A 22,003-nucleotide genomic window follows, 5' to 3' on the forward strand; every position below is an offset into this window, starting at 1 on the left:
ACGGCGAGCGACAAGCGGGGCCTACCCGCGATCTTATCCAGGGACATGTCTCGACATGTCTGGCAGCCGCTCCAAACCCGCTTCTCAGGCGAAGCGATCACGTGAGGATGAAGTCCTGGTTCACGGGTGCGGCGGGGCTGAGCAGTAGACGTGAGGCGGCCGGCTGCCGGCCGGGGGCGCCGGCGACGACGATGGCGAAACCGTGGTGGAAGCCGGTGGCCGCGTACTCGCCGTTCTGGTCGGTACGGGTACGGACCAGTTGGCGCCCGCGCGGGTCGGTGACCGTGATCGTGGCCGACAGTGGTTCTCCGGCGAGACCGCTGACTCTCCCGGTCAGTATCGGCAGTTGCTCGCCGAAATGGTGCCGGTGCGGGGGGAGGGCGACCGGCTCGGGGAGCTCCACGGTGGGATCCTCCGGGGGAGGTGCGGGGACGGCTCCCGTCATGCCTGCCTGTGCGTCGCGCACGAGCTGCCGTAGCTGCTTGAGGTATCCGAGCACGATGAGAGCCGCGCCTGTCGCGATCCAGGCGCAGAGCACCGCGGTGGGCCGGCCCAGTTGCCGGTAGTCGAAGTAGCCGACAAGACGCAGGGCGTCGGCGGCGTTGCCCATGGGCAGGACGGGGTGGAGGAAGCGGAAGAAGCCGTTGAGCAGGTCGACGGGGACGGTGCAGCCACTGGAGGGCACGCCGAGCAGGAGAAACAGCGTGACGGCCGCCCCGGGGAAGAACGGGCCGAGAAAGGGGACGAACCCGTACGAGGTCAGCGACACGGCCTGCGTCAGCAGGAACAGGTACAGCAGCGCGAGCGGATGCCGCGGGATCGCGTCCATCCCGTAGGCGCCCACGAGGTAACAGGCGAGGGCGGCGACGGCGCCGCCCCCCACCATCGTGGCCACGTGCGCCCGACGGCTGAAGCCCACCGCGCGCTGCATGGCGACCACCAGGAAGTACGCGGGGAGAGTGCAGGCCATCAGAAGGTACAGCGGGCTGATGCCCAGGCTGTCTCCCGGCCTCGTCGAGACCAGCTCGTGAAAGGCGAGGCCGGCGCCCGCCTTCTGGACCGCGGAGGTGAAGACCTGGCGGACGAGCGATTCCATGGCGGCGCCGTCGGCCTTGGCGCCGTACAGCTGGGGATGGTGCGGCGCCGGCACGAACGCCGCCACCACGTCGTGGTTCAGGACCTCCGCCCGCGCCTCGGCCGCAGAAGCGACCGGCTGAAGGGTGAAGCCGCCCGGGACGGCCGTGTCGAGCTGGGACTGCAGCTGCGCCGTCGTGGTCGGCGGGGCGGCTACCGCCACTTCGATGTGGTGCGGCGTCGGGTTGTGGAAGGCCAACAGGAAGGAGAAGAGCAGTCCGGTCAGGAAGATCGCGGGGAGCCAGACGCCCATCGCGAGTGTCCGCATGATCTCACCAGGGCGTTTCTTCTTCGCGTGCGCAGATGCCATGCCGCCCAGGCTAGCGATTCCTGCACTCGTGCAACGATGCACCCGTGCAAACTTCTGGGTGAGTACGCTGACCCCCGCAGGTGGTGAGAGGACGTGGTCGACATGCAGGGCGCGGTTCCAGGACTTCGTGAACGCAAGAAGGCCGAGACTCGTGAGGCCCTGCGTGCTGCCGCGATCCGGCTCTTCCTGGAGCAGGACCCCTCGACGGTAACCGTGAACGACATCTGCGAAGCCGCCCGGGTCTCCCGCCGGACCTTCTTCAACTACTTCGAGAGCAAGGAGGAGGCACTCTTCGCCTGGGACCAGCGCCTCACCGACGAACTCGCCTCCAGACTCGCCGCGCGGCCATCGCATGAACCGCCGCTCACGGCCCTGCGCCGGGCGATGGACGACACCATGCCCAGCTTCGCCACACAGACCGGCTGGCATGCGCGCAAGGAGCTGTTCAGCGCGTCTCCCGAACTGAGGACCAAGACCCTGCACGCGGTCTTCCGCCTCGAGGACAGGCTCGCCGACGTCCTCACCGACCGCATCGGATGCCCGCCGGGCAGCCTCTATCCGCGGCTGCTCGCGTCGGCGACCGGGTCGATCTTCCGCTCGGCCTTCATCACCTGGAACCCGGAAACGGGGATCGAGGGCCTGCGAACGCTGATCGACCAGGCGTTCGACCACCTCGCCACCGGCCTCACCGCCCTCTGACCTCCCCCTGACCGTCAAGGGCGGCGGCCGGCGCTTTTCCGCTGATTCGTCACCCTCTCGCCGCCAGGAAGAACACCGGATGATGGCCGCATGAATTTGCCGCTACGCGTCACGTAATAGACCCTGATGTGCCGTATATAGCCACTAGCCTGTGCTCGCCCTTTTTGTGGTGATTCATCAGGAGACGATCGTGGACATCAGGCGGCCGGGCGCGGTGCTTGCGGCGTCGCTCCTTCTCGCGACCGGGTGCTCGGCGACCGGTGCCGACGACCGTCCCTCGCCGCCCACGCCGCCCACGGTCCAGATCTCCGCGAGCCACTGCGGCGAGGGCTGGACGAGTCCACAGGCCGGTCTCCAGACCATCATGGTCACCAACACCGGGGACGTCGCCTCGGGGGTCGACCTCATCGACGTACCCGGCGGCGCCGTACACGCCGAGCTGGAAGGGCTGGCCCCGGGGGTGACCCGGCCCCTGCGGGTCAGCCTGGCCCAGGGGACGTACGCCATCCGGTGCGACGTGGACGAGCGGGACCTGGTCGTCGGGCCGTCCGTCAGGGTGGTGGGGAACGCCCCCGGTGGACCGGCGACGGTCCCGATTTCCTCCAACGACCTGTTCGCCCCGGCGCAGGCGTACACCACGTACGTGAACGGCGGGCTGAAGACCTTGCTGGCCAGGACCGAGGCGCTGACCAAGGCGGTGGACCGGGGCGATCTGGCCGCCGCGAGGACGGCGTGGCTGCCCGCCCACCTGGCCTACGAGAGTCTCGGCTCCGCCTACGGCACCTTCGGCGACTTCGACGGCGCGATCAACGGGCGCCCTGCGGGCCTGCCTGGGGGCGTCCACGACACGAACTTCACCGGCCTGCACCGGATCGAGTACGGCCTGTGGCACGACGAGTCCGCCACGACGCTGCGCCCGGTCGCCGACAAGCTGCACCAGGACGTCAAGGCGCTGAGCGGCGACTTCACCGGCGAGCGGCTCGACCCGGCCGATCTCCCGCTGCGCGCGCACGAGATCCTGGAGAACACCCTCCAGTTCGAGCTGTCCGGACGGTCCGACCAGGGCAGCGGAACCACGTTGGCCACCGCCGCGGCCAACGTTCAGGGCACCCGGGCGACCATCGGCGTGCTGCGGCCGCTGCTCGAGAGCCGCTACCCCGGGCTGAAGCAGGTCGATGCCCACCTGAAGCGGTTGCACGCACTCCTCGCAGCGCAGAAGCACGGCGACGCCTGGACACCGGTCGACCGGCTGGACCCCCGAGCCCGTAAAACCATCAACGGCACGGCCGGTGAGTTGCTGGAAGAGCTCGCCCCGGTCGCCGAAATCCTCGTCCCGAGGCGGACACGATGACCGGCCACAACCGCAGGGCGTTCATGGCCGGAGCGCTGGCAAGCGGCATCGCCGCCACCGTCGCCCGTGCCGCGCAGCCGGCCGGCGCCGACGCGGGCGCACCGCCGGTACCCGCCTTCCACGGCCCGCACCAGGCCGGCATCCTCAACTCCCCCCGGCGCAGGACGGTCGTCGTGGCCTACGACGTCATCGCCGACGGCAAGGACGCGCTGACGGACCTGTTCCGCACGCTCACCGACCGGGCGCGCGCCCTGACCACCGGCGGCGTCCCGCCGCAACCGGGCATCACCGCGCCGCCCGCCGACTCGGGCATCCTCGGGCCGGACGTACCCGCCGGGGCGCTGACCGTCACCCTCGGCCTCGGCGCCTCCCTCTTCGACGACCGGTACGGCCTGGCCTCCCGCAAGCCGGCCGGCCTGGTCCAGATGCCGGTCTTCCCCAACGACGACCTGGATCCCGCCTGGTGCCACGGCGACCTCAGCCTGCAACTGGAGGCGGACGACGACGACATCGTCCTGCACGCGCTGCGCGACATCGCCCGGCACACTCGGGGGGCGATGCAGATCCGCTGGCGGATGAACGGGTTCGCCAACCCACCGCGGCCGAGCGGCACCCCGCGCAACCTCATGGGCTTCAAGGACGGCATCTCCAACCCCGACACCAAGGACCCCGCCGAGATGGACAGGCTGGTGTGGGTGCGGGACGACAAGCCGGAGACGGCCTGGGCCACGGGCGGCAGCTACGTCGTCTTCCGGCTGATCCGCATGCTCGTGGAGTTCTGGGACCGGGTCGGGCTGAGCGAGCAGGAGCGGATGTTCGGCCGGACCAGGGACACCGGCGCGCCGCTGGACGGCGCCCGCGAGCAGGACGTGCCCCGGTACGAGCTCGACCCGGCGGGCAAAGTGATCCCGGTCACCAGCCACATCCGGCTGGCGAACCCGCGCAATCCCGAGACGGACGACAGCCGCATCCTACGCCGCAGCTTCAACTACGACCGGGGCGTGGACGACGTGGGCAACCTCGACGTCGGGCTGCTCTTCACCAGCTACCAGCAGGATCTGCACCGCCAGTTCGAGGCGGTCCAGATGCGCCTGGTGGACGAGCCGCTGGTCGACTACATCTCGCCGTTCGGCGGCGGCTACTTCTTGGCGGTCCCCGGCGTGCCGGACGCGTCGACGTTCTACGTCCAAAATCTAGTTATCTGAGCGCTAAGTAGATGTTTGTCGTCGCGGCACCCGCCATGCGACCGTATGCGCCCATTCGTTACTTATTCACCCTCCCGTCCGACACGTGATCTAGTGTCCTGCCCGATTATTGCCGCGCGGTACCCAAAAAGGTGGATACGTGTCGTTCACGAAGAGAGCAGTGTTGACACTTGTGGGGGTGGCTGCGGCGATCACCGCGGTCATCCCCCAGGTGGCTCAGGCAGCGCCTCGGGCGGCCCAGGTGGCCCAGTCGGCCCAGGCGACAGGAGACGAGCTCGAGCGGATCACCCCGCCGGCGGACCCCGCCAAGCCGCCACAGGATCAGCTGGTCCTCGCCGTGATCGGCGACTACGGCGGCTGCGGTGTGGACCGGGGCTGTGCCTCGGAGAACCAGGTGGCCGACATGGTCCACTCCTGGAACCCGGCCGCCATCCTGACCGTCGGGGACAACACCTATCAGCAGGGTCGCCCCGAGGAGGTCGTCAAAGCGCAGGCGCCCTACAAGGCCGACATCGACGCGGGCAAGTTCTTCCCCATCATGGGCAACCACGACTACGGCAACGGCTGCAACCCCGAGAGCGTCAAGCCCAGTGTGGACTACTTCAAGGTCCCGGTGGCCTTCGTGGCCGGGTTCGGCAACGGGCTGGTGGACTTCCTCAACCCCGACGTCAACTGCCAGTCGGCCTCGGGTACTGCGAAGCCGCCCATCTACAACCAGTACAAGAGCACGGTCGACGACAGCACCGCCGCATGGGTTCTCTCCGGCGGCCACCAGCCCATCTACTCCTCCGGCAAGGCGGGCAACAATCCGGACAAAGCGTGGTTGATGACGCCGGGCGTCGATCTGATCCTGGCCGGCCACGATCACCACGCCGAGCACGTCGTCACCTCCGACGGCTACAACATCGCGATCACCGGTAACGGCGGCGAGGGCCTCACGCCCCTGTTCAGCACCGCTCCGGGCAGTGTCTACCGCGAGGCCACGGAATTCGGCGCGATGCGGCTGACCGTCACGAAGGACTCCCTGAAGGCCGAGTTCGTCACGCTGCCCAACAAGGTCGACTACTACTTCATCCTCAAGAAGGACGCCCAGGGCAAGGCGTACGTGGCCGAGCGCTCCGACTGGGTCGACCCGAACCCGGATCCCGGGCAGAGCCCGACCCCCAACAAGTACAGCGTCTCGTTCGACCTCGCGGCCGGCACGACCGACGGCCTGACGTACAAGAACTACGACGACGGCCCCATCGAGGAGACCACGGTCGACGGCCGCAAGGCGATCCAGCTGCAGAAGAACTCCTTCGGTGGAGCCAACCAGCTGTACATGTTCGTCGACGACGACGCGATCTCCGGCGGACCGTACGCGGTCAAGGCCACCTTCACCTACCGCTCTCCCGTCCCGGGCACGTTCGCTCTCCAGTACGACTCCGCGACGAGCGGCTCCGCGTACCAGAAGTCGACGTCGGTGACGATCGGCGCCGACCAGGTGAACCAGTGGCAGACGGCGTCGATCGACATCCCCGACATCCGGTTCACCAACCGGGAGAACGGCAGCGCCGACATGCGTCTGTCGGCGCCGGCCAACCTTCCGCTCGCCGTCTCCGGGGTGAGGATCGACGTCGCTCCGCCCAAGCCGACCGCGACCCACGTGTCGATGGACTTCTCCGGCGACCCCGACGGGCTGAACTGGATGCCCTACGAGAGCGGCCCGGCCCACGAGATCACCGTCGACGGCCGCCGGGCGCTGCAGGTGGACAAGAACACCTTCAACACCGGCAACAACCTCTACCTTGTGGTCGACGACAAGTTCATCCAGGGCGGGCCGTACGACGGCACGGCGACCATCGAGTACCGGTCTCCCGTATCCGGCTCGTTCGTCCTTCAGTACGACTCCGCGGCCACCGGGTCGGCCTACCAGAGCACTGCCCGGGTGACCATCACCGCCGCCCAGGTGAACACCTGGCAGACCGCGACGCTCGGCATGCCGCAGGTGATGTTCCGCAATCGCCAGAACGGCAACGCCGACATGCGGATCGTCGCCGCCAACAATCTGCCCATCATCATCGGGTCGATGGGCGTCGACATCGCCGGGGGCGAGGACGAGGCGCTCGAGGACGCGGTGAACGCCGTCGCCGCCGCGGAGGCCCACCCGTCGGCCGAGACGATCCAGGTCGCCGAGGCCGCCATCGCCAAACTCCCCGCCGGTCCCGACGCCGACGCGCTGACCCGGCGGCTCACCGCGGTGAAGGCCATCGTGGCGGCTCAGGACCTCACGGCCGCCCGGGAAGCGGTCGCCGCCGCGGAGGCCCACCCGTCGGCCGAGACGATCCGGGCCGCCGAGGCCGCCATCGCCAAGCTCCCCGCCGGCGCCGACGCCGACTGGCTGACCCAGCGGCTCGACGTTGTCAGGGCGATCGTCCAGGCGCACGACCTGCTCGCGGGGATCACCGCCCGCGACCTCACCGACCAGGCCGCCGTCGATGACGCCATCGCCGACCTGGCCGAGGCGAGGGCGATCATCGATCGGCTGCCCGAGGATCAGCGCGGATCCCTGCAGGAAAGTGCCGCGGCCGCGCAAGGGCGAATCGTGGAGGCGATCACGGCAGTCCTCGCCGCACCGCACCAGGGCAAGCCGGCTCCCATCGCCCGTCCCTGGCTCGACCTCGTGATCGCGGACACGTACGGCCGATACGGCAAGGACACCATGCAGGGCCAGGTGATGCGGATCGTGGCCGGCCACGCCACCGGCAGAGAGGTCAAGACGGCGATCGAGGAGTTCCTCGCCAAGCAATGAACCCCCAGGCGCGGTAACGGCTGACGAACCCATCGCGAACAGGCCCGGTCATCACGACCGGGCCTGTTCGTACGCGACGCACCCCACCGCAGACAGAACGGCGGTTCTGGTAGGGGTGGCGTGGTCTGGCCTTCCGCTTCGACACGACCTCTAGTTGATCCGGAAGACGGGAAAGCCCGGAGCGATCGCCTTTATCTGTTCCTCGGACGCGTTCGCGTTGACTCCCTCGAAGAACCTCCCGACCTCCCAGCCCCAGCGCTTCAGGTACGCCTGGAGAACGGCCGGCTTCTCGTCGTCGGACAGTTCGGTGGCGGTGAACGTCTCGATCCGGCGGCCCACGTGCAGCTCGCCGTTTCCAGCGACGCGCAGGTTGCGGACCCACTGGGTGGTGCCTCGGGGTGCGACCAGGTAGCGGGAGCCGTTCAGGGTCAGCATGTTCACGGGCGTGGTGCGCCATTCGCCACTGGACCGGCCGCGGACATACAGGATCCGGGAGCCCCAGAGGCTGATCCCGAGCCGGGTCAGGCCCGCGACCGTACGGTTGAACAGGTGATCCATGCGGGTCGGTTCGATATAGCGGGTCATCGCCGGCTCCTCAGCGGAGGGTTCCGAGAGCATTGCTCTCGCTTGAGGACAAGCATGCTTGGCGATCCGCTCACCGTCAAGAGCAGTGCTCTCCGATTTGTGCGCCGATCTCGATAGCGGACGACTCTGGCGCGCCGCCGCACGCCCGTCTTCGCCGGCGCGCCGCGTCTGGAGGGTCGTCGGGCTACCAACGACTGCATGCTGTCAGCGTTGCTGTCGCTGGAAATCAAAAACGCCCCGGAGCGTGATCACTCGGGGCGTTTCGGGACCACCACCGCCTGGCGATACGTGCGCGAGTCGGTCGACCTGCATCGCCGCCCTGGCCGACGATGTGCAGGCCGCCGCGCTGCGAGCCGCCAGGCTGGCCTACGCCATCCTCGACGGCACGCTCATCGCGATCGACCGCATCGCCGACCAGAAGCCCTACTACTCCGGCAAGCACGAGCACCACGGGATGAACGTCCAGGTCGTCGCCGATCCCGCCGGCCGCCTGGTCTGGGCCTCTCCGGCTCTGCCCGGGGCCGTGCACGACCTGACCGCAGCTCGCATCGTGGGCCTGATCGATGCTCTGACCGCCAACGGCGTGATGACCTTCGCCGACAAGGGCTACCAAGGCGCGGGAGGCATGATACGCCATTCAAGCGTCACCGGCACCGCCCGCGGCTGTCACGTGGGCAGAAGGACGTCAACCGAGCACACGCGCGCATCCGAGCCCTCGGCGAACGCGCCGTCGCGACCCTGAAAGCGTGGAAGCTGCTGTCAAAGCTCCGCTGCTGCCCTCACCGCGCCACCCCGATCGTGCAGGCCATCCTCGTCCTGCAAGCCGTCGAAGACGACCGATGGTCAGATGAAAATGGCTCAGTGGACGATCGGCCCATAGCCGAAGTATGGACATGCTACCCATTGAGGTAGATGGTCAAATGGCGAGGGAAGAGAGCGGGGGATCTCGCCCGTGAGGCTGACGACTGCCTGATCAGGGAGGTAGTTGATACATGCGAGCCGTCTTGCGACCCCGATTAGCTATAGTGACCCTCATCCTCTTTGTGTGGTGCACGGCTTGCGCGCCCCATGACGACACAACCGGCGGACTTGGCGACATCCTCGCCTCGCTAGGAGCCGTGTTCGCAGGAACGTCCGGAGAGATCACGATTCCGGTCGCCGACACGACTGCTCCTATCCAAGTTTTTGTGGTGAACCGTCTGGCCAGTGGGGAGCAGACGGGGGAACTATCGCACCGCAGCCGTCCGGAGAAGTACATGGTTGGCCGCGGCGACGCGCAACTTTTTACGGCCGTTGGTCTAGATCCTGAAGGGCTGAAGAACATTGAGATGATCGGTCATGGCGAGCTCGTCTGTGCTGATGAGCCGCCTACGATCCTTTTCAATGAAGTCGTACTCGTCGAGTTCCCGGATCGCGGCGTCAGCGGCACAAAGGGTTATCAAACTCGCTATGCATCCAGCAAGGTATCGAAGGAATCCGTTGCGCCGTTTCTCGCAGTCAACAAACCGAGCTGCATTGTACGCACGTCGGTTTGTGCACGGGCGACGAACTTTGGTGGGCAAAAACTACAGTCAAGCTCGTATGTCGTTGACTTCGGTGGCCCACTTCCGAAGTACGAGTACAACGTGTATCGAACCTGTACGGGCCAGAATATCGACCCTCCTCCGAACGACCGGCCATGGTACGGCGGTTCCTCGCCAACGACAATTCCACCGATCGAGCCCTCTCAGAGCCCGGAGCCTTACAAGCAATTCGAGTTCTGCTTGACTGGCCCTGGCGGCAAGATCCACACCTTTGTAACCGCTCGCAGTGAATCGGAAGCCCGAGAGGAGCTCGCCAGGACGTATGGCGGATACACAATTGCGACCGGGCCTTGTCCTCCAGAAGAGACTTCCACGCCGACATCCTCACCTTGATGCCCGGAGTCGAGGAGGCCTCGCCCGCGTCGCCTCACCGTGAACGAGGGCACCCCGCGGTGCTGTGGGAGCCGGCGTGAACGTGAAGGAACCGCGGGGCGCCGTCGCAAGGCACCGGGCGTGGCAGCAGGTCCCGGCCAGCGAGAGCGTCGGCGTGTGGTGCGTCATGCTCAACCAGCCCGGGCACCGGCCACACGGCTTGGCTGGAGTCCACCGCGCCTGACCACCGGCCGGCCCTGCTGTTCCTCGGCGTCGGCGGCGGTCTCAGCATCAAGCGCGGCGCCTGCCTGGGCTGCGAATGGGAGGGCCCCGACCGGTCCAGGGAGACCGAAGCCGTCGAGGACGCGCACGACCACGTATGGCCCGGCTGGAATTGTCCACCTGTGCGCTGGAGCCTGCCCGGCAGGCGGGGCGGGCCGTCTTTTTTGCCCGGAGCAGGCCGTTCCCCCCGGAAGCGGCGGCATAAGCTGAGACCGTGATCAATGGCGTGCACATGATCGTCTACAGCCGTGACGCGGAAGCGGATCGCGACTTCCTCCGGAACGTGCTCGGATTCCCGTGGGTCGACGCGGGCGACGGCTGGCTCATCTTCAAGACGCCGCCCGGCGAGGCCGCCGTCCACCCGACCGACGGTCCGGGGCACCACGAGATCTACCTGATGTGCGACGACATCAAGAGCACCGAGGCGGAGCTCGCGGACAAGGGCGTCCGGCTCGCCCGGCCGGTTTCCGACCAGGGCTGGGGCCTGCTGTCCGCGGTCAGGCTGCCCGGCGGCGGCGAGCTCGGGCTGTACGAGCCGCGTCACCCCACCGCCCACGATCTCTGACGTGCGATCGCATTCACCCGATCCGTCGCCGATGTCGGCGAACGGACGCGGGACGGCTCAGCCGGCGACGGCCGGGGGACGTTCTGGTTCAGCCGGAAGAGGTTGTCCGGATCCCACTCCCGCTTGATCCGCACATCCGCTCGATCAACGCCGCCGCCAGCCACCGCGTCGGGTGGTACGACTCCATCCCCGGCTTCGCCCCGTCGTACCGGGGGCGGAAGATCCCCATCGGCGCGGTCGTCGAGGTCAAGGAAACGACCTTAGCCGCGGGTGGAAGGGCCGGATCGGCGAGCACATGATGTGGCACGGTGGTAACTACACCGGGCTGTCCATCGCCGAATGCCTCGACACCGGCGGCATCCTCAACAAGGTCGTCGGCCGGGCGACCAGGTGGAGATCACCCACTGCAAGATCACCCCTTTGCGGACGAACCGGTGAACTTGAGGTGCGACCCAATCCAGCCTCCGTCGGTCAGTCGGCCGGAGCGCAGATCGCGTACACCTCGACGTCGATCTTCTGCCGCGTTGGGTTCACCACAACGAAGTCCCAGGCGTCCTGGACCGCGCCGGGGGCGTCGCTCGCGCTGCCGGGGGCGCTGACAGGGAAGGCCACGGGCGAGCGCGGATCGTGAGCGCCGCGGAAGGCGTGGCCGCCGCCGATGGCGCGCCTGCCCTTCTCGCAGACCACATTCGTACTCAGGAGGCCCGGTCCCTCGACACTCCGTGTCTGCTTCACGATGGTGACATCAGGTCCATGTCCCCCGGCCCGGGCGTCGGAGGCGACGATCCCGCCCCAGGACAGGCCGACGGCGACCAGGATGCCCGCTCCCGCCAGCGCGACCTTCCCGCCCTCCTGCCCGGAAAGCCTCATGGCGGCTCTCTCCGTCCGGAGATTCTTGATCACACTGTACTTCGGCGCGGGCTGGGCGGGGCTCAAGGCATACGCGCCCAGGTAGACGCTGCAACACACCCGGCGGGATTCCGCCCGGGCTCCCGCTCGGCGACCGCAGGAAGATCCTCCGTCGTTGCCCGTAGCGTGCCGGCGAGAGCCGTGCCATCGGTGCCCAGAGCACGAAGCCCTTTCTCGCCCGCCCGCCGCACGGCTCTTCTACTTCGCCCACACAAATAGGCGGTCTCCTGCTCGGTCCAGCCGTCATGATGCAACGCAACCAGGACGGCACGCTGCAAATTGGAGAGTTCCTTCCCCCAGCCCGGATCGGGCCAGACGCGGAAGCAGCTGAGATAGGACCGATAGAGCGAGAAGAAGGCGTCCTTCGTGCCTGCCCTGTCGCGCAGTGCCTTCTCCGCCATGCGCCGGGCATACGGCGTGCGTCCGCCCAACAGCGACGCCGTACGGCGGAGCTGCTCGTACCAGTCCGACATCAACGGACCTTCCCGAAGACGATTGAGTCGGAGTATGGGATGCCAATCGAGATGAGCTCGCCCGTTCTGGCGTCGATAGCTATGTAGTCGTCCCCGTCCTGGATATCCGCGTCTCGTGCGACCAGGATGTCGGCGCCCGCCCACTGGAATTCGCTGAGCTCAGAGGGCAGGACCCGCACCCGCCGCCCGGTTGCGGTCTCGTACACCGAAGTCGGCTTCCCGAAGTCGATGTACCACCGAAGATCTGCGGACATATCACAGGGGCGCTCCTCCTCCGACCGGAAGCGAGTCGCCGTGCCGTCGAAGCGGATGGCGTCGATCGAGACGTCCTGACCATCGCAGCCCGCGCTGCCCATCAGGCTGTCGCCGGTCAGCCCGTAGGCCCAGCACACCTGGTTGAGTGTCCTCGTCCGGCCCGTCTCGAAGTCCGTGACGAATGTCCGACGGTTCTCCCTGGTGGACACGGCGAAGTGGCGGCTGTCGGCGGAACTGGCCACCGAGGTGATCGCGACGATCTCCTCAGGGGTGAGGCGTGGTGTGATCGGGCGGGTGAAGCCGGAGCGGAGATCCTTGGCGAGGTAGCGGAGCTCCCTCACGTCCAAGTAGGCGACGCGGTGTCCGTCCGGGGTGATCTCGATGGGTATAAGGCCGGTGTCGTACATCGACATAGAGCGAGCATGGCTGGCGGCCGTACTGAGCTCGATATCCGTGCCGAATGGCACGTGCAGTGTCCACCCCACGCAATCGATCACCGTTTCGGCCGCGGGCCCGGGCTCGAATAGGCCGCTGGGGCACGATGTGGGCTCGCCGTATGTGACCGCCTGGATATTGCGCCCGAACGCCCCCTGACAGGCGGCCAGACCCACGAAGACCACGGCGATGCCTGTCCATCTACGGATGCGCCTCCAACGCGAGAGCCTCGCCCACGAATGTGCCACAGCAAACAGTGATACATAGACGCGATCACAAACGAATCAACGTCTGACCTCGGACGTCTGCGGACAGGCGTCGACGCCCGGATCTGGCGCTCATCCGCCATTAGGGCTGTTGAACGACAATCCCTTGCTGGAAGAGGACGATGCTTGTTGCTGTCAGCGTTGCTGTCACTGGAGATCAAAAACGCCCCGGAGCGGGATCGCTCGGGGCGTTTGGGCTGTTCAAGGGTGGTGGTCAGGGGCAGGGTCGAACTGCCGACCTTCCGCTTTTCAGGCGGACGCTCGTACCAACTGAGCTACCTGACCTCGGCGGCTGCCGCCGTACGCGGTCCTGACGGGACTTGAACCCGCGACCTCCACCTTGACAGGGTGGCGAGCACTCCAAACTGCTCTACAGGACCTTTATGTCCGGAAGCTTTCGCTTCCGTGTTGTTCGGCTCGCTTAGCCTACCAGTTCCCGGGAGGTCTTCGACCTCTCCGCTTCCCGGCACGCCAGGCGTTCCGTGTGCCCCCAACGGGATTCGAACCCGTGCCGCCGCCTTGAAAGGGCGGTGTCCTAGGCCGCTAGACGATGGGGGCTCAGGGACGGTGCCCTGTTCCGTGACGCCTTCCGTCGGAGACCCCTGAAGCATAGGGGACGTTCGCCCCCGATGCCAAAGCGGTTGGCGACGGGGAGCCGCTGATCGTTCCGCTCGGAGAGGGAACGCCCTGCGACCCGGGAGAGATTCTACGACCCGGGTCCGGCTCGATATGTCGCTTGCACTGGATCCACTGCTCGCCGAGGCCGCCCACGGTGATGTCGTCCCAGGCCTGGAGACGGTGTGTGCTCTTGCTGAAGTACAGGACGGAGGCGGTGAGCGGCGTGGGCTGGTCGTGCTCCAGGCCGCGCAGGCCCGCCCCTCCGGTCGAGCCCTGGATCATGAGACGGGTGCCCGTCGGCAGCAGTTCGGTCGAGCGGGCGTGGACGTGGCCGGCCAGCACGAGGGGCGCGTACCCGGACAGGCCGCGTCCCACGGTGGGATCGTGGACGGCCACGATGTCCGTGGGGATCTTGTCGGGGGCGGACGTGGAGGCCGCGCGGGGCCAGCCGCGGGGCACGATCCGCTGGGCGTTGAAACGGCCGAGGTCCAGCAGCGACTGCGCCTCGTCGTTCGGCTCCTGGACCGTCTTGTCAGGCGTGAAGCGGGGGTCCCCGATGCCGTAGATCGTCAGGCCCTTCACGGTCGCCGCGGTGCCGTCCAGGACGATGGTGTGCTTCTGCCGCGCCACCGCGCGCTGGGTGGTCATGGAGTCGTGGTTGCCGCGCACGAAGACGTACGGCACGCCGAGGCGGCCGATCTCCTCCACGTACGTGTTCTCCGCGCTGGTGCCGTGGTCGCTGATGTCCCCGGTGTCGATGATCATGTCGACCTTGAACTGGTCCTTCAGCGACCTGATGACGTTCCAGCCGACCGGGTTGATGTGCAGGTCGGACACATGGAGGACGCGGACGGTGTCCGGGTCGGGGTCGAAGACGGGCAGCGTCGAGCCGGCCTCGTACAGCTGGGAGACGTTGGTCACCAGCTTGGCGAGCTGGCCGCGGTACTCGGAGAACCTGTTCACGATCGACTCGGCGCTGCCCACGAGGGACGGGACACCGGTCAGCAGGCCCGTGTAGCGGGGCTCGGACATCGAACGGGGGTTGAAGGTGAGGGCCGACGCCGCCCCGATGGCCGCCACCATGAGGAAGGACCCCAGGCCGGTCCAGGCGGCCGAGGAGATCCGCCGGAAGACGACGAGACCCGTGACGAAGCCGGCGATCACCGCGCAGACGACCGCGCGGATGGCGAGCCGCCGCAGCCCGTCGAGCACGTCGCCCTCGATGGTCGTGGGAAGGCGGTCGGCCCAGCGGGGGTTCTTGAGAATCTCCTCGGCGGCGTCGGGATGGACGGCCTCGAGGGTGAGGTTGAGCCGCACCGGCCCGTTGTGGCTGTCGAAGTCGAGGGTCCCGAGCGGCCGCACGTCGATGACGGTCTCACCGCCCAGGGACGGCTGGAGGGACATCCCGATGTCGGCGGGCCCGACCGCCGTGTCGACCGACGCGCCGAACGCGATCCCGAGCCAGCCGCCGAGCACGGCGGCCACGGCGACGGCGAGGACACGAGCCGCCCGGCCGTGCACGACCCGCCGGGCGAACGTCGTCAAGCGCGAGATCTCCATGCCCCTCCTGCCTACCCCACTTCCCCGCCGCCCGCGCACCGCCTCCGCCCGCGATCACCGGCGGGAGACGCTCCGCGACGCCCCTGGGCGAGGCTCGGGGCAGCGCCCTACGGCCCGGCCCGGCCCGCCGTCTCGGCGAGGCGGGCTCGCATGCCGGCGAGGATCAGCGCGACACCGCCCTCGAAGGAGGCGTCGCTCTGCGGGCCGCCCTGGTCCTCCAGGACGGCGCGCAGGAGAGGGTATGCGTCGAGTTCGTCGACCGCCTCCTCGAACTGCTCTGGACCACTGACCCCACGTTCCCTGTCCGCCTGCTCCTCAAGCACGAAGCCGCCCAGGAAACTCGCGAGGGTCCCGAGCCCGGTCATCGCGTCCGTACGGGTGAACCCGACGCGTACGAGGGACTCCAGGATGAGCTCGACCGTGGCCAGGGTCCCCTGGCCGGGGTGAGTGCCCGCGGTGAGCCGTGCGCCGTCACGGTGGGAGTTGAAGGTCCGGCGCCGGCCCCGCACCCAGTCCGCCAGCCAGGTCTCCCACGACTCCCCCTCGCCGAGCGGCCGCAGCACGGGGGCCGCGCCCAGCGCGATGGCCTCGGACATCGCGTCGAGAAGCTCCTGCTTGTTCCTGAAGTGCCAGTAGAGGGCCGGGGCCTGGACGCCCAGTTCGGCCGCGAGCCGGCGCAGGGTCAGCTTCTCCAGCCCCACCTCGTCGAGGAGCCTCAGCGCGGTACTGACGATCCGGTCGCGTTCGAGTCGCACGCTTGACAGCTTAACAACGTTCAATGCATGCTTAACGCTGTTAAATTTAACGACGTTAAGGAGAGGGATGATCCACGCCGAAGGGATCAGGAAGCGGTACGGCGAGACCGAGGCCCTGCGCGGCGTCGGCCTCGACGTGCCCGCCGGCGCCGTCTGCGGCCTGCTCGGCCCGAACGGCGCCGGGAAGACGACGATGGTCCGCATCCTCACGACGCTGCTGCCGCCGGACGGCGGGTCGGCCCAGGTGGCCGGGTGCGACGTGGTCCGCGAGGCCGACCGCCTGCGGTACCGCATCGGCCTGGCCGGGCAGCACGCGGCGCTGGACGAGCTGCTCACCGGCCGCCGCAACCTGGAGATGTTCGGCCGGCTCTACCACCTGCCCCGGCGTTCGGCTCGCCTGCGGGCCGGGGAGCTGCTCGAGCGGTTCGGCCTGGCGGAGGCGGGCGACCGGCCGGTGCGGACGTACTCGGGCGGCATGCGACGCCGGCTCGACGTGGCCGCCAGCCTGATCGTGGCGCCGCGGGTGCTCTTCCTCGACGAGCCGACCGCGGGACTCGACCCGCGCAGCCGCCTGGGGCTGTGGGACATGCTGCGCGAGCTGGTCGCGGAGGGGACGACGCTGCTGCTGACGACCCAGTACCTCGACGAGGCCGACCACCTGGCCGACCAGATCGTAGTTCTGGACACCGGACGGGTGGCCGCGTCCGGCTCGCCGTCCCAGCTCAAGGCGAAGGCCGGGGGCGACCGTGTGAGCGTGGCCTTCCGCGAGGCGGGCGACCTCGCCGAGGGGGAACAAATCGTCCGGGGAGTCCTGCCGGGCGAGCCCGAGATCGACCGCGGCGAGCGGCGGCTGGCGGTCCAGGTCGAGGACGGCGCGACGTCGCTGATCAAGGTCGCCGCGGCCCTGGACGCGGCCGGGATCGCGGTCGACGACCTCGGCCTGCGCCGGCCCACGCTCGACGAGGTGTTCCTGCGGCTGACGGGGGCGAAGGCGGCATGAGCACCACCGGCCCCAACACCACCCGCCCGGACACCAGCAGCCTGAACACCCCAGGCCGGGGCGCCGCCGGTGTGGCGGCCCTCCGGCTCGAGCCGCCGTCGACGCCGCTGGAACGGCTGCGGTGGGGTCTCGGCGACACGCTCGTCATCGCGGGCCGCAGCTACGCCCGCCTGCGCGCGCAGCCCGGCGAGATCGCGGGCGCGCTGATCTTCCCCGTCATCATGACCGTTCTGTTCGGGTACGTCTTCGGCAGCGCGATCACGCTGCCCGGCGGGGGCGACTACCGGAACTACCTGATGCCCGGCATCTTCATGCAGGTCATGGCCCTGGGCACGGTGGCGTCGGCGACGGCGGTGGCCGAGGACATGGCCCAGGGCGTCATCGACCGCTTCCGCGCCCAGCCCATCGCGCGCAGCGCCGTCCTCGCCGGGCGGACCGTCGCCGACGTGTCCCGCGGGGTGATGTCGCTCGGCTCCATGGCGCTGTGCGGCGTCCTGCTGGCCGGCTGGCGCCCGCACGGCGGCCTCCTCGCGACGATCGAGGGCTTCGCGCTGTTCGCGCTGTTCGGGTACGCGATGATCTGGGTCGGCACGTACATCGGGCTGTTCGTGAAGAACGGCGCGCAGGCGGACGCGGCCACGTTCGGCTGGGTGCTCCCGATGACGTTCCTGGCCAACGCGTTCGTGCCACTGGAGGGGCTGCCGCGCTGGCTGCGGGCCGTCGCCGACTGGAACCCCATGAGCGCGGTGGTCTCGGCCGGGCGGACGCTGTTCGGCAACCCGGGGTCGGCCGCGGACTCCTGGCCGCTGCGCCACCCGGTGGCCGCGACGCTCGCCTGGTCGTTGCTGATCATCGCGGTGTTCGTGCCGCTCGCCGTACGCCGCTACCGGACCGCGACGTCCCGCTGACCCGACGCGCCGCCGGCGGCGGCCTCGGGGACGGGCGCACGCGGCGGTCTCGCGGGGACCGGGGCGGCGGTGACACGATGGCGGTGTGATCGACGTCCCGCTGAAGAGGTTCGAGGAGCTCGTGGCCGAGGCGCTGGACACGATCCCGCCGGATCTGGCCAGGGTCATGGACAACGTCGTGGTGGTGGTCGTGGACGACCCGCCCGAGCCCGGGCTCCTCGGGCTCTACACCGGCATCCCGCTGACCGAGCGCGGCGACTGGTACTCCGGCGTGCTCCCCGACCGCATCGAGATCTACCGCAACCCGACCCTGGAGATCTGCGAGACCGAGGACGACGTGGTGGAGGAGGTGCGCGTCACCGTCGTCCACGAGATCGCGCACCACTTCGGGATCGACGACGAGAGGCTGCACGAACTCGGCTGGTAATCGTGGGGTTGCAAACGGTCCCCACAGCGGGCACTGTAAGTAACATGTTGACCACGGCCCGTCAGGCGAACCGTTGCCGCGGGCCGGCGCGACCCCACCAGCGGAGCACGTCAGCGGAGTGACATTTGGCGGCCACCAAGCAGCCCGGCAGGCTATCAGGAAGGCACCGCCGTCCTCCCGAGACGCGCATCACCTACCGCGAGGTCGTCGCGGTCAGGGAGTTCCGCGCCCTGTGGCTCGGGCAGGGCATGTCGCTGCTCGGCGACCAGCTCGCCCAGGTGGCGCTCGCCGTCCTCGTCTACTCCCGCACCGGCTCGCCGCTCGCCACGGCCGCCGTGTACGCCCTGACCTACCTGCCACCCATCATCGGGGGCCCGCTGCTGGCCGGGCTGGCCGACCGCCACCCGCGCCGCCGGGTCATGCTCTCCTGCGACCTGCTGCGCGCCCTGGCGCTCGGCGCGATGGCCGTGCCCGGCATGCCGTTCGCCGCCCTGTGCGCGCTGGTCTTCCTCGTCGTGCTGCTCGGCGCGCCGTTCACCGCCGCCCGCGCGGCGCTGCTGCCCGAGGTGCTGGAGGGCGACCGGTACGTCGTGGGCTCCGCCCTGCAGAACGTCACGAACCAGGCCGTCCAGATGCTCGGGTTCGCCGCCGGAGGGGCCTCCATCGCCGTCCTGGGGCCGTACCGCGCCCTGGCTCTCGACTGCGCCACGTTCCTGGCGTCGGCCCTGGTGATCGTGGCCGGGGTGCGGCGACGTCCGGCGCCACACAGGGGCGAGGGGGGACGGCCGTCCATGTGGACGATGACCGCGGCCGGCGCCCGGCTCGTCTTCGGCGAGCGGCGGCTGCGCACGCTCGTCCTGTTCGCCTGGCTCTGCGGCTTCTACGTGCTGCCCGAGGGGATCGCGGTGCCGTACGCCGCGACGCTCTACCGGGGCGACCTCTCGGTGCCGGCGATCACGGGGCTGCTCATGGCGGCGATGCCGCTGGGGACCGTCGTCGGGGCGTTCGCGTTCGGGCGGTTCGTCACGCCGTCGTGCCGCCTGCGGGTCATGGGGTGGCTGGCCATGCTGACCTGCGCGCCCCTCGTCCTGTGCGCCATGCGGCCGCCCCTGGAGTGGGTGCTGGCGCTGTGGGTGCTGTCCGGAGTCGGCGGGGCCTACCAGCTCGCCGCGAACGCGGCCTTCGTCCAGTGCGTCCCGCCGGCGGGCCGCGCCCAGGCGTTCGGGCTCGTGCAGTCGGGGCTGCTGGCCGCCCAGGGGGTGGGGATCCTCATCGGGGGCGCCGCGGCCCAGCGGCTCGGTCCAGAGCCTGTCGTGGCACTGGCCGGAGCCGCCGGGCTCTCCGTCGCGGCCGTGCTCGCCATGCTCTGGACCGAATCTCGTACGGAGATCATTTCCACGGTCCGGGCCCCCGCCACCTGAGTCAGGCCTGCGGGCCGTCCTCGGGGCGGGTGGCGTCGGGGCCGGGGGCCGAGGGCCGGCCGTACGGGTGCTGCTCGTAGCCGCTGCCCTGGTGCGTGGGCTGCGGGGCCTCGGGAGCCCGCGGGGCCTGGTTCCAGCCGCTCTGGGCCTGGTCCCACTTGGACTTCACGTCCTGCCAGACGTGGCCGTCCTTGTTCTTGTCGATCAGGTCCTGCACGATCGAGCCGTGCCGGCCCTCCTCGGGGAGCAGGAGCCACGCGACCGCGTAGACGCCGATGCCGAGGCCGCCGAAGAAGCTGGCGACGGCGAGCGCGAGGCGGAGGATGTTGGGGTCGACGCCGATGTACTCCCCGACGCCCGAGCACACGCCCGCGATGATCCTGCCGTTCCTGGTGCGCTGGAGCTGCTTGCCCGAACCATTGGTGTTCATCTCGTTCATGCCTCCACAGTGCCTCTCGGGGTGCCTCGCGCACATCGGGATTCCCCCTGGCACTACCCCGAGGGGGCCCGGATACCCTGGCGTCCATGGACGACCTCCTCCAGCTCGACGACCAGCTCGGCACCGAACACCGCATGGTCAGGGACGCCGTGAGGGACTACGTCTCCGACCACGTGCTTCCCCACGTCGGGGACTGGTTCGAGCGCGGCGCCTTCCCCGCGCGGGAGGTCGCCCCGGTGCTCGGATCCCTAGGGGTCCTCGGGATGCACCTGGAGGGGTACGGGTGCGCCGGGCTCGACGCCCTCTCGTACGGCGTGGCCTGCCGCGAGCTGGAGGCGGGCGACTCGGGCCTGCGGTCGTTCGTGTCGGTCCAGGGGTCGCTCGCGATGTTCCCGATCTGGAAGTACGGGTCGGAGGAGCAGAAGCAGGAGTGGCTGCCGCGGCTGGCTGCCGGCGAGGCCATCGGCTGCTTCGGCCTGACCGAGCCCGACCACGGCTCCGACCCGGCCGGCATGCGCACCACCGCCAAGCAGGACCCGTCCGGCGACTGGATCCTCAACGGCTCCAAGATGTGGATCACCAACGGCTCGGTCGCCGACGTGGCCGTCGTGTGGGCGCAGACGGACGGCGGCGTCCGCGGCTTCGTCGTCCCCACCTCGTCCCCCGGGTTCTCCGCCCCCGAGATCCACAGGAAGATGTCGCTGCGCGCCTCGGTGACGTCCTCGCTCTACTTCGACGACGTACGGCTGCCGGCGTCGGCCGTCCTGCCCGGCGTCACCGGCCTGAAGGGCCCGCTGTCCTGCCTCACCGAGGCGCGGTACGGCATCGTCTGGGGCGTCGTCGGCGCGGCCCGCGCCTGCCTGGAGGCGGCCGTCGACTACGCCACCACCCGCGTCCAGTTCGGCAAGCCGATCGGGGCGTTCCAGCTCACGCAGGAGAAACTGGCCTGGATGGCCGTCTCCCTCGGCCAGGCCGGCCTCACCGCGCTGCACCTCGCCCGGCTCAAGGACGCCGGCAGCCTGACGCCGCGGCAGGTCAGCTTCGGCAAGCTGGCCAACGTCCGGGCCGCCCTCGACATCGCCCGCCAGGCCCGCTCGGTGCTCGGCGCCAACGGGATCACGCTGGAGTATCCGGTCATCCGGCATATGAACAACCTGGAGTCCGTTCTCACATACGAGGGCACCCAGGAGATCCACACGCTCGTGCTGGGCGAGGCCCTCACGGGCCTGCCCGCCTACCGTTGACGGTCGTTCCCGTCGCCGTGGGGGCGGTACTCTCTGTACCCTGCATCTAGGGAAGTGTCGCGCAGATCTTGCCGTGGTCCGCGAGACATCGCCCTGAAGGGGTGCTAGCTCAATGGCAGAGCTGCGGACTTTTAATCCGTCGGTTCAGGGTTCGAGTCCCTGGCGCCCCACCCTCAATGAGCTGGGCAGACTCCCGAATCGTGTTCGTTCGGAAGCCTGCCCGGTTGCATTTCCGGTTGCAGTTGTGCACTCGCTGGTTCACTCGTCCCACAGCGCCCGGCCCATCCGCGCCATGGCGTCGCCGGCCAGGTTCTCGGTGACGTGCCTTCCACTCCTCCCAATCCTGCCGCGAGTCGATCGGGCTGCCGTCCGGCTCGCACCAGACGAGGTCTCGGTCCTGCCACCTCTCCCCCGCCGCCGCGCGTTCGGCCTCCTGGGCTTCACGGTGCAGCTTCAGGAGCGGGATCAACGGCGGA

Annotated in this window: 21 protein-coding genes, 4 tRNA genes and 1 pseudogene; 14 read left to right on the forward strand and 12 right to left on the reverse strand. The window is 69.1% G+C overall.

Features of this window, described 5'->3' with window-relative positions; genetic code table 11:
- Positions 1-97: 97 nt before the first annotated feature.
- Entirely contained in the window at positions 98-1,444 is a 1,347-nt protein-coding gene (locus MPTA5024_RS12980) for a carboxypeptidase regulatory-like domain-containing protein (RefSeq protein WP_051458121.1), read from the reverse strand.
- A gap of 102 nt (positions 1,445-1,546) precedes the next feature.
- Here MPTA5024_RS12980 and MPTA5024_RS12985 point away from each other — a divergent pair, with 102 nt between their 5' ends.
- The 4 genes from MPTA5024_RS12985 (at position 1,547) to MPTA5024_RS13000 (ending at position 7,490) form a co-directional block, all read left to right on the forward strand.
- Positions 1,547-2,143 (forward strand): TetR/AcrR family transcriptional regulator, encoded by a 597-nt coding sequence (locus MPTA5024_RS12985; protein WP_036325969.1) that lies wholly within the window; start codon positions 1,547-1,549, stop codon positions 2,141-2,143.
- Positions 2,144-2,312: 169 nt separating this feature from the next.
- Positions 2,313-3,494 (forward strand): EfeM/EfeO family lipoprotein, encoded by a 1,182-nt coding sequence (locus tag MPTA5024_RS12990; protein WP_198167138.1) that lies wholly within the window; start codon positions 2,313-2,315, stop codon positions 3,492-3,494.
- The gene (gene efeB, locus MPTA5024_RS12995) at positions 3,491-4,699 is read left to right on the forward strand and encodes an iron uptake transporter deferrochelatase/peroxidase subunit (protein ID WP_036324187.1); all 1,209 of its coding nucleotides are present in this window, start codon (positions 3,491-3,493) and stop codon (positions 4,697-4,699) included. The genes MPTA5024_RS12990 and efeB overlap by 4 nt, the downstream gene beginning before the upstream one ends.
- 178 nt (positions 4,700-4,877) lie before the next feature.
- On the forward strand, positions 4,878-7,490 hold the full coding sequence (locus MPTA5024_RS13000) for a metallophosphoesterase (protein ID WP_198167139.1): 2,613 nt from the start codon (positions 4,878-4,880) through the stop codon (positions 7,488-7,490).
- A gap of 150 nt (positions 7,491-7,640) precedes the next feature.
- On the opposite strand, the gene MPTA5024_RS13005 is transcribed toward MPTA5024_RS13000, so the two are convergent.
- Complete coding sequence (locus MPTA5024_RS13005; RefSeq protein ID WP_036324190.1) at positions 7,641-8,075, reverse strand: nitroreductase/quinone reductase family protein; 435 nt, start codon at positions 8,073-8,075, stop codon at positions 7,641-7,643.
- A gap of 264 nt (positions 8,076-8,339) precedes the next feature.
- On the opposite strand from MPTA5024_RS13005, the pseudogene MPTA5024_RS13010 reads away from it, so the two are divergent.
- From MPTA5024_RS13010 to MPTA5024_RS13015, 4 genes and pseudogenes are all read left to right on the forward strand, one after another.
- A pseudogene (locus tag MPTA5024_RS13010) lies at positions 8,340-8,921 on the forward strand (transposase family protein); the annotation flags it as partial.
- Positions 8,922-9,193: 272 nt separating this feature from the next.
- Complete coding sequence (locus tag MPTA5024_RS40835) at positions 9,194-9,991, forward strand: hypothetical protein (protein ID WP_157099449.1); 798 nt, start codon at positions 9,194-9,196, stop codon at positions 9,989-9,991.
- A gap of 203 nt (positions 9,992-10,194) precedes the next feature.
- Complete coding sequence (locus tag MPTA5024_RS44615; protein ID WP_442922066.1) at positions 10,195-10,470, forward strand: DUF6349 family protein; 276 nt, start codon at positions 10,195-10,197, stop codon at positions 10,468-10,470.
- Complete coding sequence (locus MPTA5024_RS13015; protein ID WP_036324191.1) at positions 10,467-10,817, forward strand: VOC family protein; 351 nt, start codon at positions 10,467-10,469, stop codon at positions 10,815-10,817. The genes MPTA5024_RS44615 and MPTA5024_RS13015 overlap by 4 nt, the downstream gene beginning before the upstream one ends.
- Here the strand turns inward: MPTA5024_RS13015 and MPTA5024_RS44620 are convergent.
- From MPTA5024_RS44620 to MPTA5024_RS13055, 9 genes are all read right to left on the reverse strand, one after another.
- Positions 10,793-10,981, reverse strand: coding sequence for a BBE domain-containing protein (locus tag MPTA5024_RS44620; protein ID WP_084369676.1), 189 nt, complete (start codon positions 10,979-10,981; stop codon positions 10,793-10,795). The genes MPTA5024_RS13015 and MPTA5024_RS44620 overlap by 25 nt on opposite strands.
- A 307-nt stretch (positions 10,982-11,288) precedes the next feature.
- Positions 11,289-11,687, reverse strand: coding sequence for a hypothetical protein (locus MPTA5024_RS13025; protein WP_157099450.1), 399 nt, complete (start codon positions 11,685-11,687; stop codon positions 11,289-11,291).
- 62 nt (positions 11,688-11,749) lie between these two features.
- A complete protein-coding gene (locus MPTA5024_RS40840) occupies positions 11,750-12,199 on the reverse strand; it encodes a hypothetical protein (protein WP_157099451.1) in 450 nt (149 codons plus the stop codon).
- A complete protein-coding gene (locus MPTA5024_RS13030; RefSeq protein WP_157099452.1) occupies positions 12,199-12,867 on the reverse strand; it encodes a hypothetical protein in 669 nt (222 codons plus the stop codon). The genes MPTA5024_RS40840 and MPTA5024_RS13030 overlap by 1 nt, the downstream gene beginning before the upstream one ends.
- Positions 12,868-13,363: 496 nt before the next feature.
- Positions 13,364-13,440: transfer RNA gene (locus tag MPTA5024_RS13035), tRNA-Phe, on the reverse strand.
- Positions 13,441-13,460: 20 nt separating this feature from the next.
- A tRNA-Asp gene (locus MPTA5024_RS13040) sits at positions 13,461-13,535 on the reverse strand.
- Positions 13,536-13,640: 105 nt separating this feature from the next.
- Positions 13,641-13,713: transfer RNA gene (locus MPTA5024_RS13045), tRNA-Glu, on the reverse strand.
- On the reverse strand, positions 13,714-15,333 hold the full coding sequence (locus MPTA5024_RS13050) for a metallophosphoesterase family protein (protein WP_036324196.1): 1,620 nt from the start codon (positions 15,331-15,333) through the stop codon (positions 13,714-13,716).
- Positions 15,334-15,440: 107 nt separating this feature from the next.
- A complete protein-coding gene (locus MPTA5024_RS13055; protein ID WP_036324198.1) occupies positions 15,441-16,088 on the reverse strand; it encodes a TetR/AcrR family transcriptional regulator C-terminal domain-containing protein in 648 nt (215 codons plus the stop codon).
- Between the two features lie 67 nt (positions 16,089-16,155).
- Here MPTA5024_RS13055 and MPTA5024_RS13060 point away from each other — a divergent pair, with 67 nt between their 5' ends.
- The 4 genes from MPTA5024_RS13060 (at position 16,156) to MPTA5024_RS13075 (ending at position 19,844) form a co-directional block, all read left to right on the forward strand.
- On the forward strand, positions 16,156-17,088 hold the full coding sequence (locus MPTA5024_RS13060) for a daunorubicin resistance protein DrrA family ABC transporter ATP-binding protein (RefSeq protein ID WP_036324199.1): 933 nt from the start codon (positions 16,156-16,158) through the stop codon (positions 17,086-17,088).
- Positions 17,085-17,996, forward strand: coding sequence for an ABC transporter permease (locus MPTA5024_RS13065; protein WP_084369678.1), 912 nt, complete (start codon positions 17,085-17,087; stop codon positions 17,994-17,996). The genes MPTA5024_RS13060 and MPTA5024_RS13065 overlap by 4 nt, the downstream gene beginning before the upstream one ends.
- A gap of 85 nt (positions 17,997-18,081) precedes the next feature.
- A complete protein-coding gene (locus tag MPTA5024_RS13070) occupies positions 18,082-18,423 on the forward strand; it encodes a metallopeptidase family protein (protein ID WP_036324200.1) in 342 nt (113 codons plus the stop codon).
- A 125-nt stretch (positions 18,424-18,548) separates the two neighbouring features.
- Positions 18,549-19,844 carry an MFS transporter gene (locus tag MPTA5024_RS13075; protein WP_051458122.1) on the forward strand — a complete coding sequence of 432 codons (1,296 nt, stop codon included), beginning with the start codon at positions 18,549-18,551 and terminating at the stop codon, positions 19,842-19,844.
- Between the two features lies 1 nt (position 19,845).
- Here MPTA5024_RS13075 and MPTA5024_RS39000 read toward each other — a convergent pair whose 3' ends face one another.
- On the reverse strand, positions 19,846-20,283 hold the full coding sequence (locus MPTA5024_RS39000; protein ID WP_063794686.1) for a PspC domain-containing protein: 438 nt from the start codon (positions 20,281-20,283) through the stop codon (positions 19,846-19,848).
- Positions 20,284-20,369: 86 nt separating this feature from the next.
- Between MPTA5024_RS39000 and MPTA5024_RS13085 the strand changes: the two genes are divergently transcribed.
- Both MPTA5024_RS13085 and MPTA5024_RS13090 read left to right on the forward strand, forming a co-directional pair.
- A complete protein-coding gene (locus MPTA5024_RS13085) occupies positions 20,370-21,527 on the forward strand; it encodes an acyl-CoA dehydrogenase family protein (protein ID WP_036324201.1) in 1,158 nt (385 codons plus the stop codon).
- A gap of 98 nt (positions 21,528-21,625) precedes the next feature.
- A tRNA-Lys gene (locus MPTA5024_RS13090) sits at positions 21,626-21,697 on the forward strand.
- The last annotated feature ends 306 nt before the right edge of the window (positions 21,698-22,003 follow it).

Source organism: Microbispora sp. ATCC PTA-5024 (assembly GCF_000511135.2).
GTDB classification, from domain to species: Bacteria; Actinomycetota; Actinomycetes; order Streptosporangiales; family Streptosporangiaceae; genus Microbispora; species Microbispora corallina.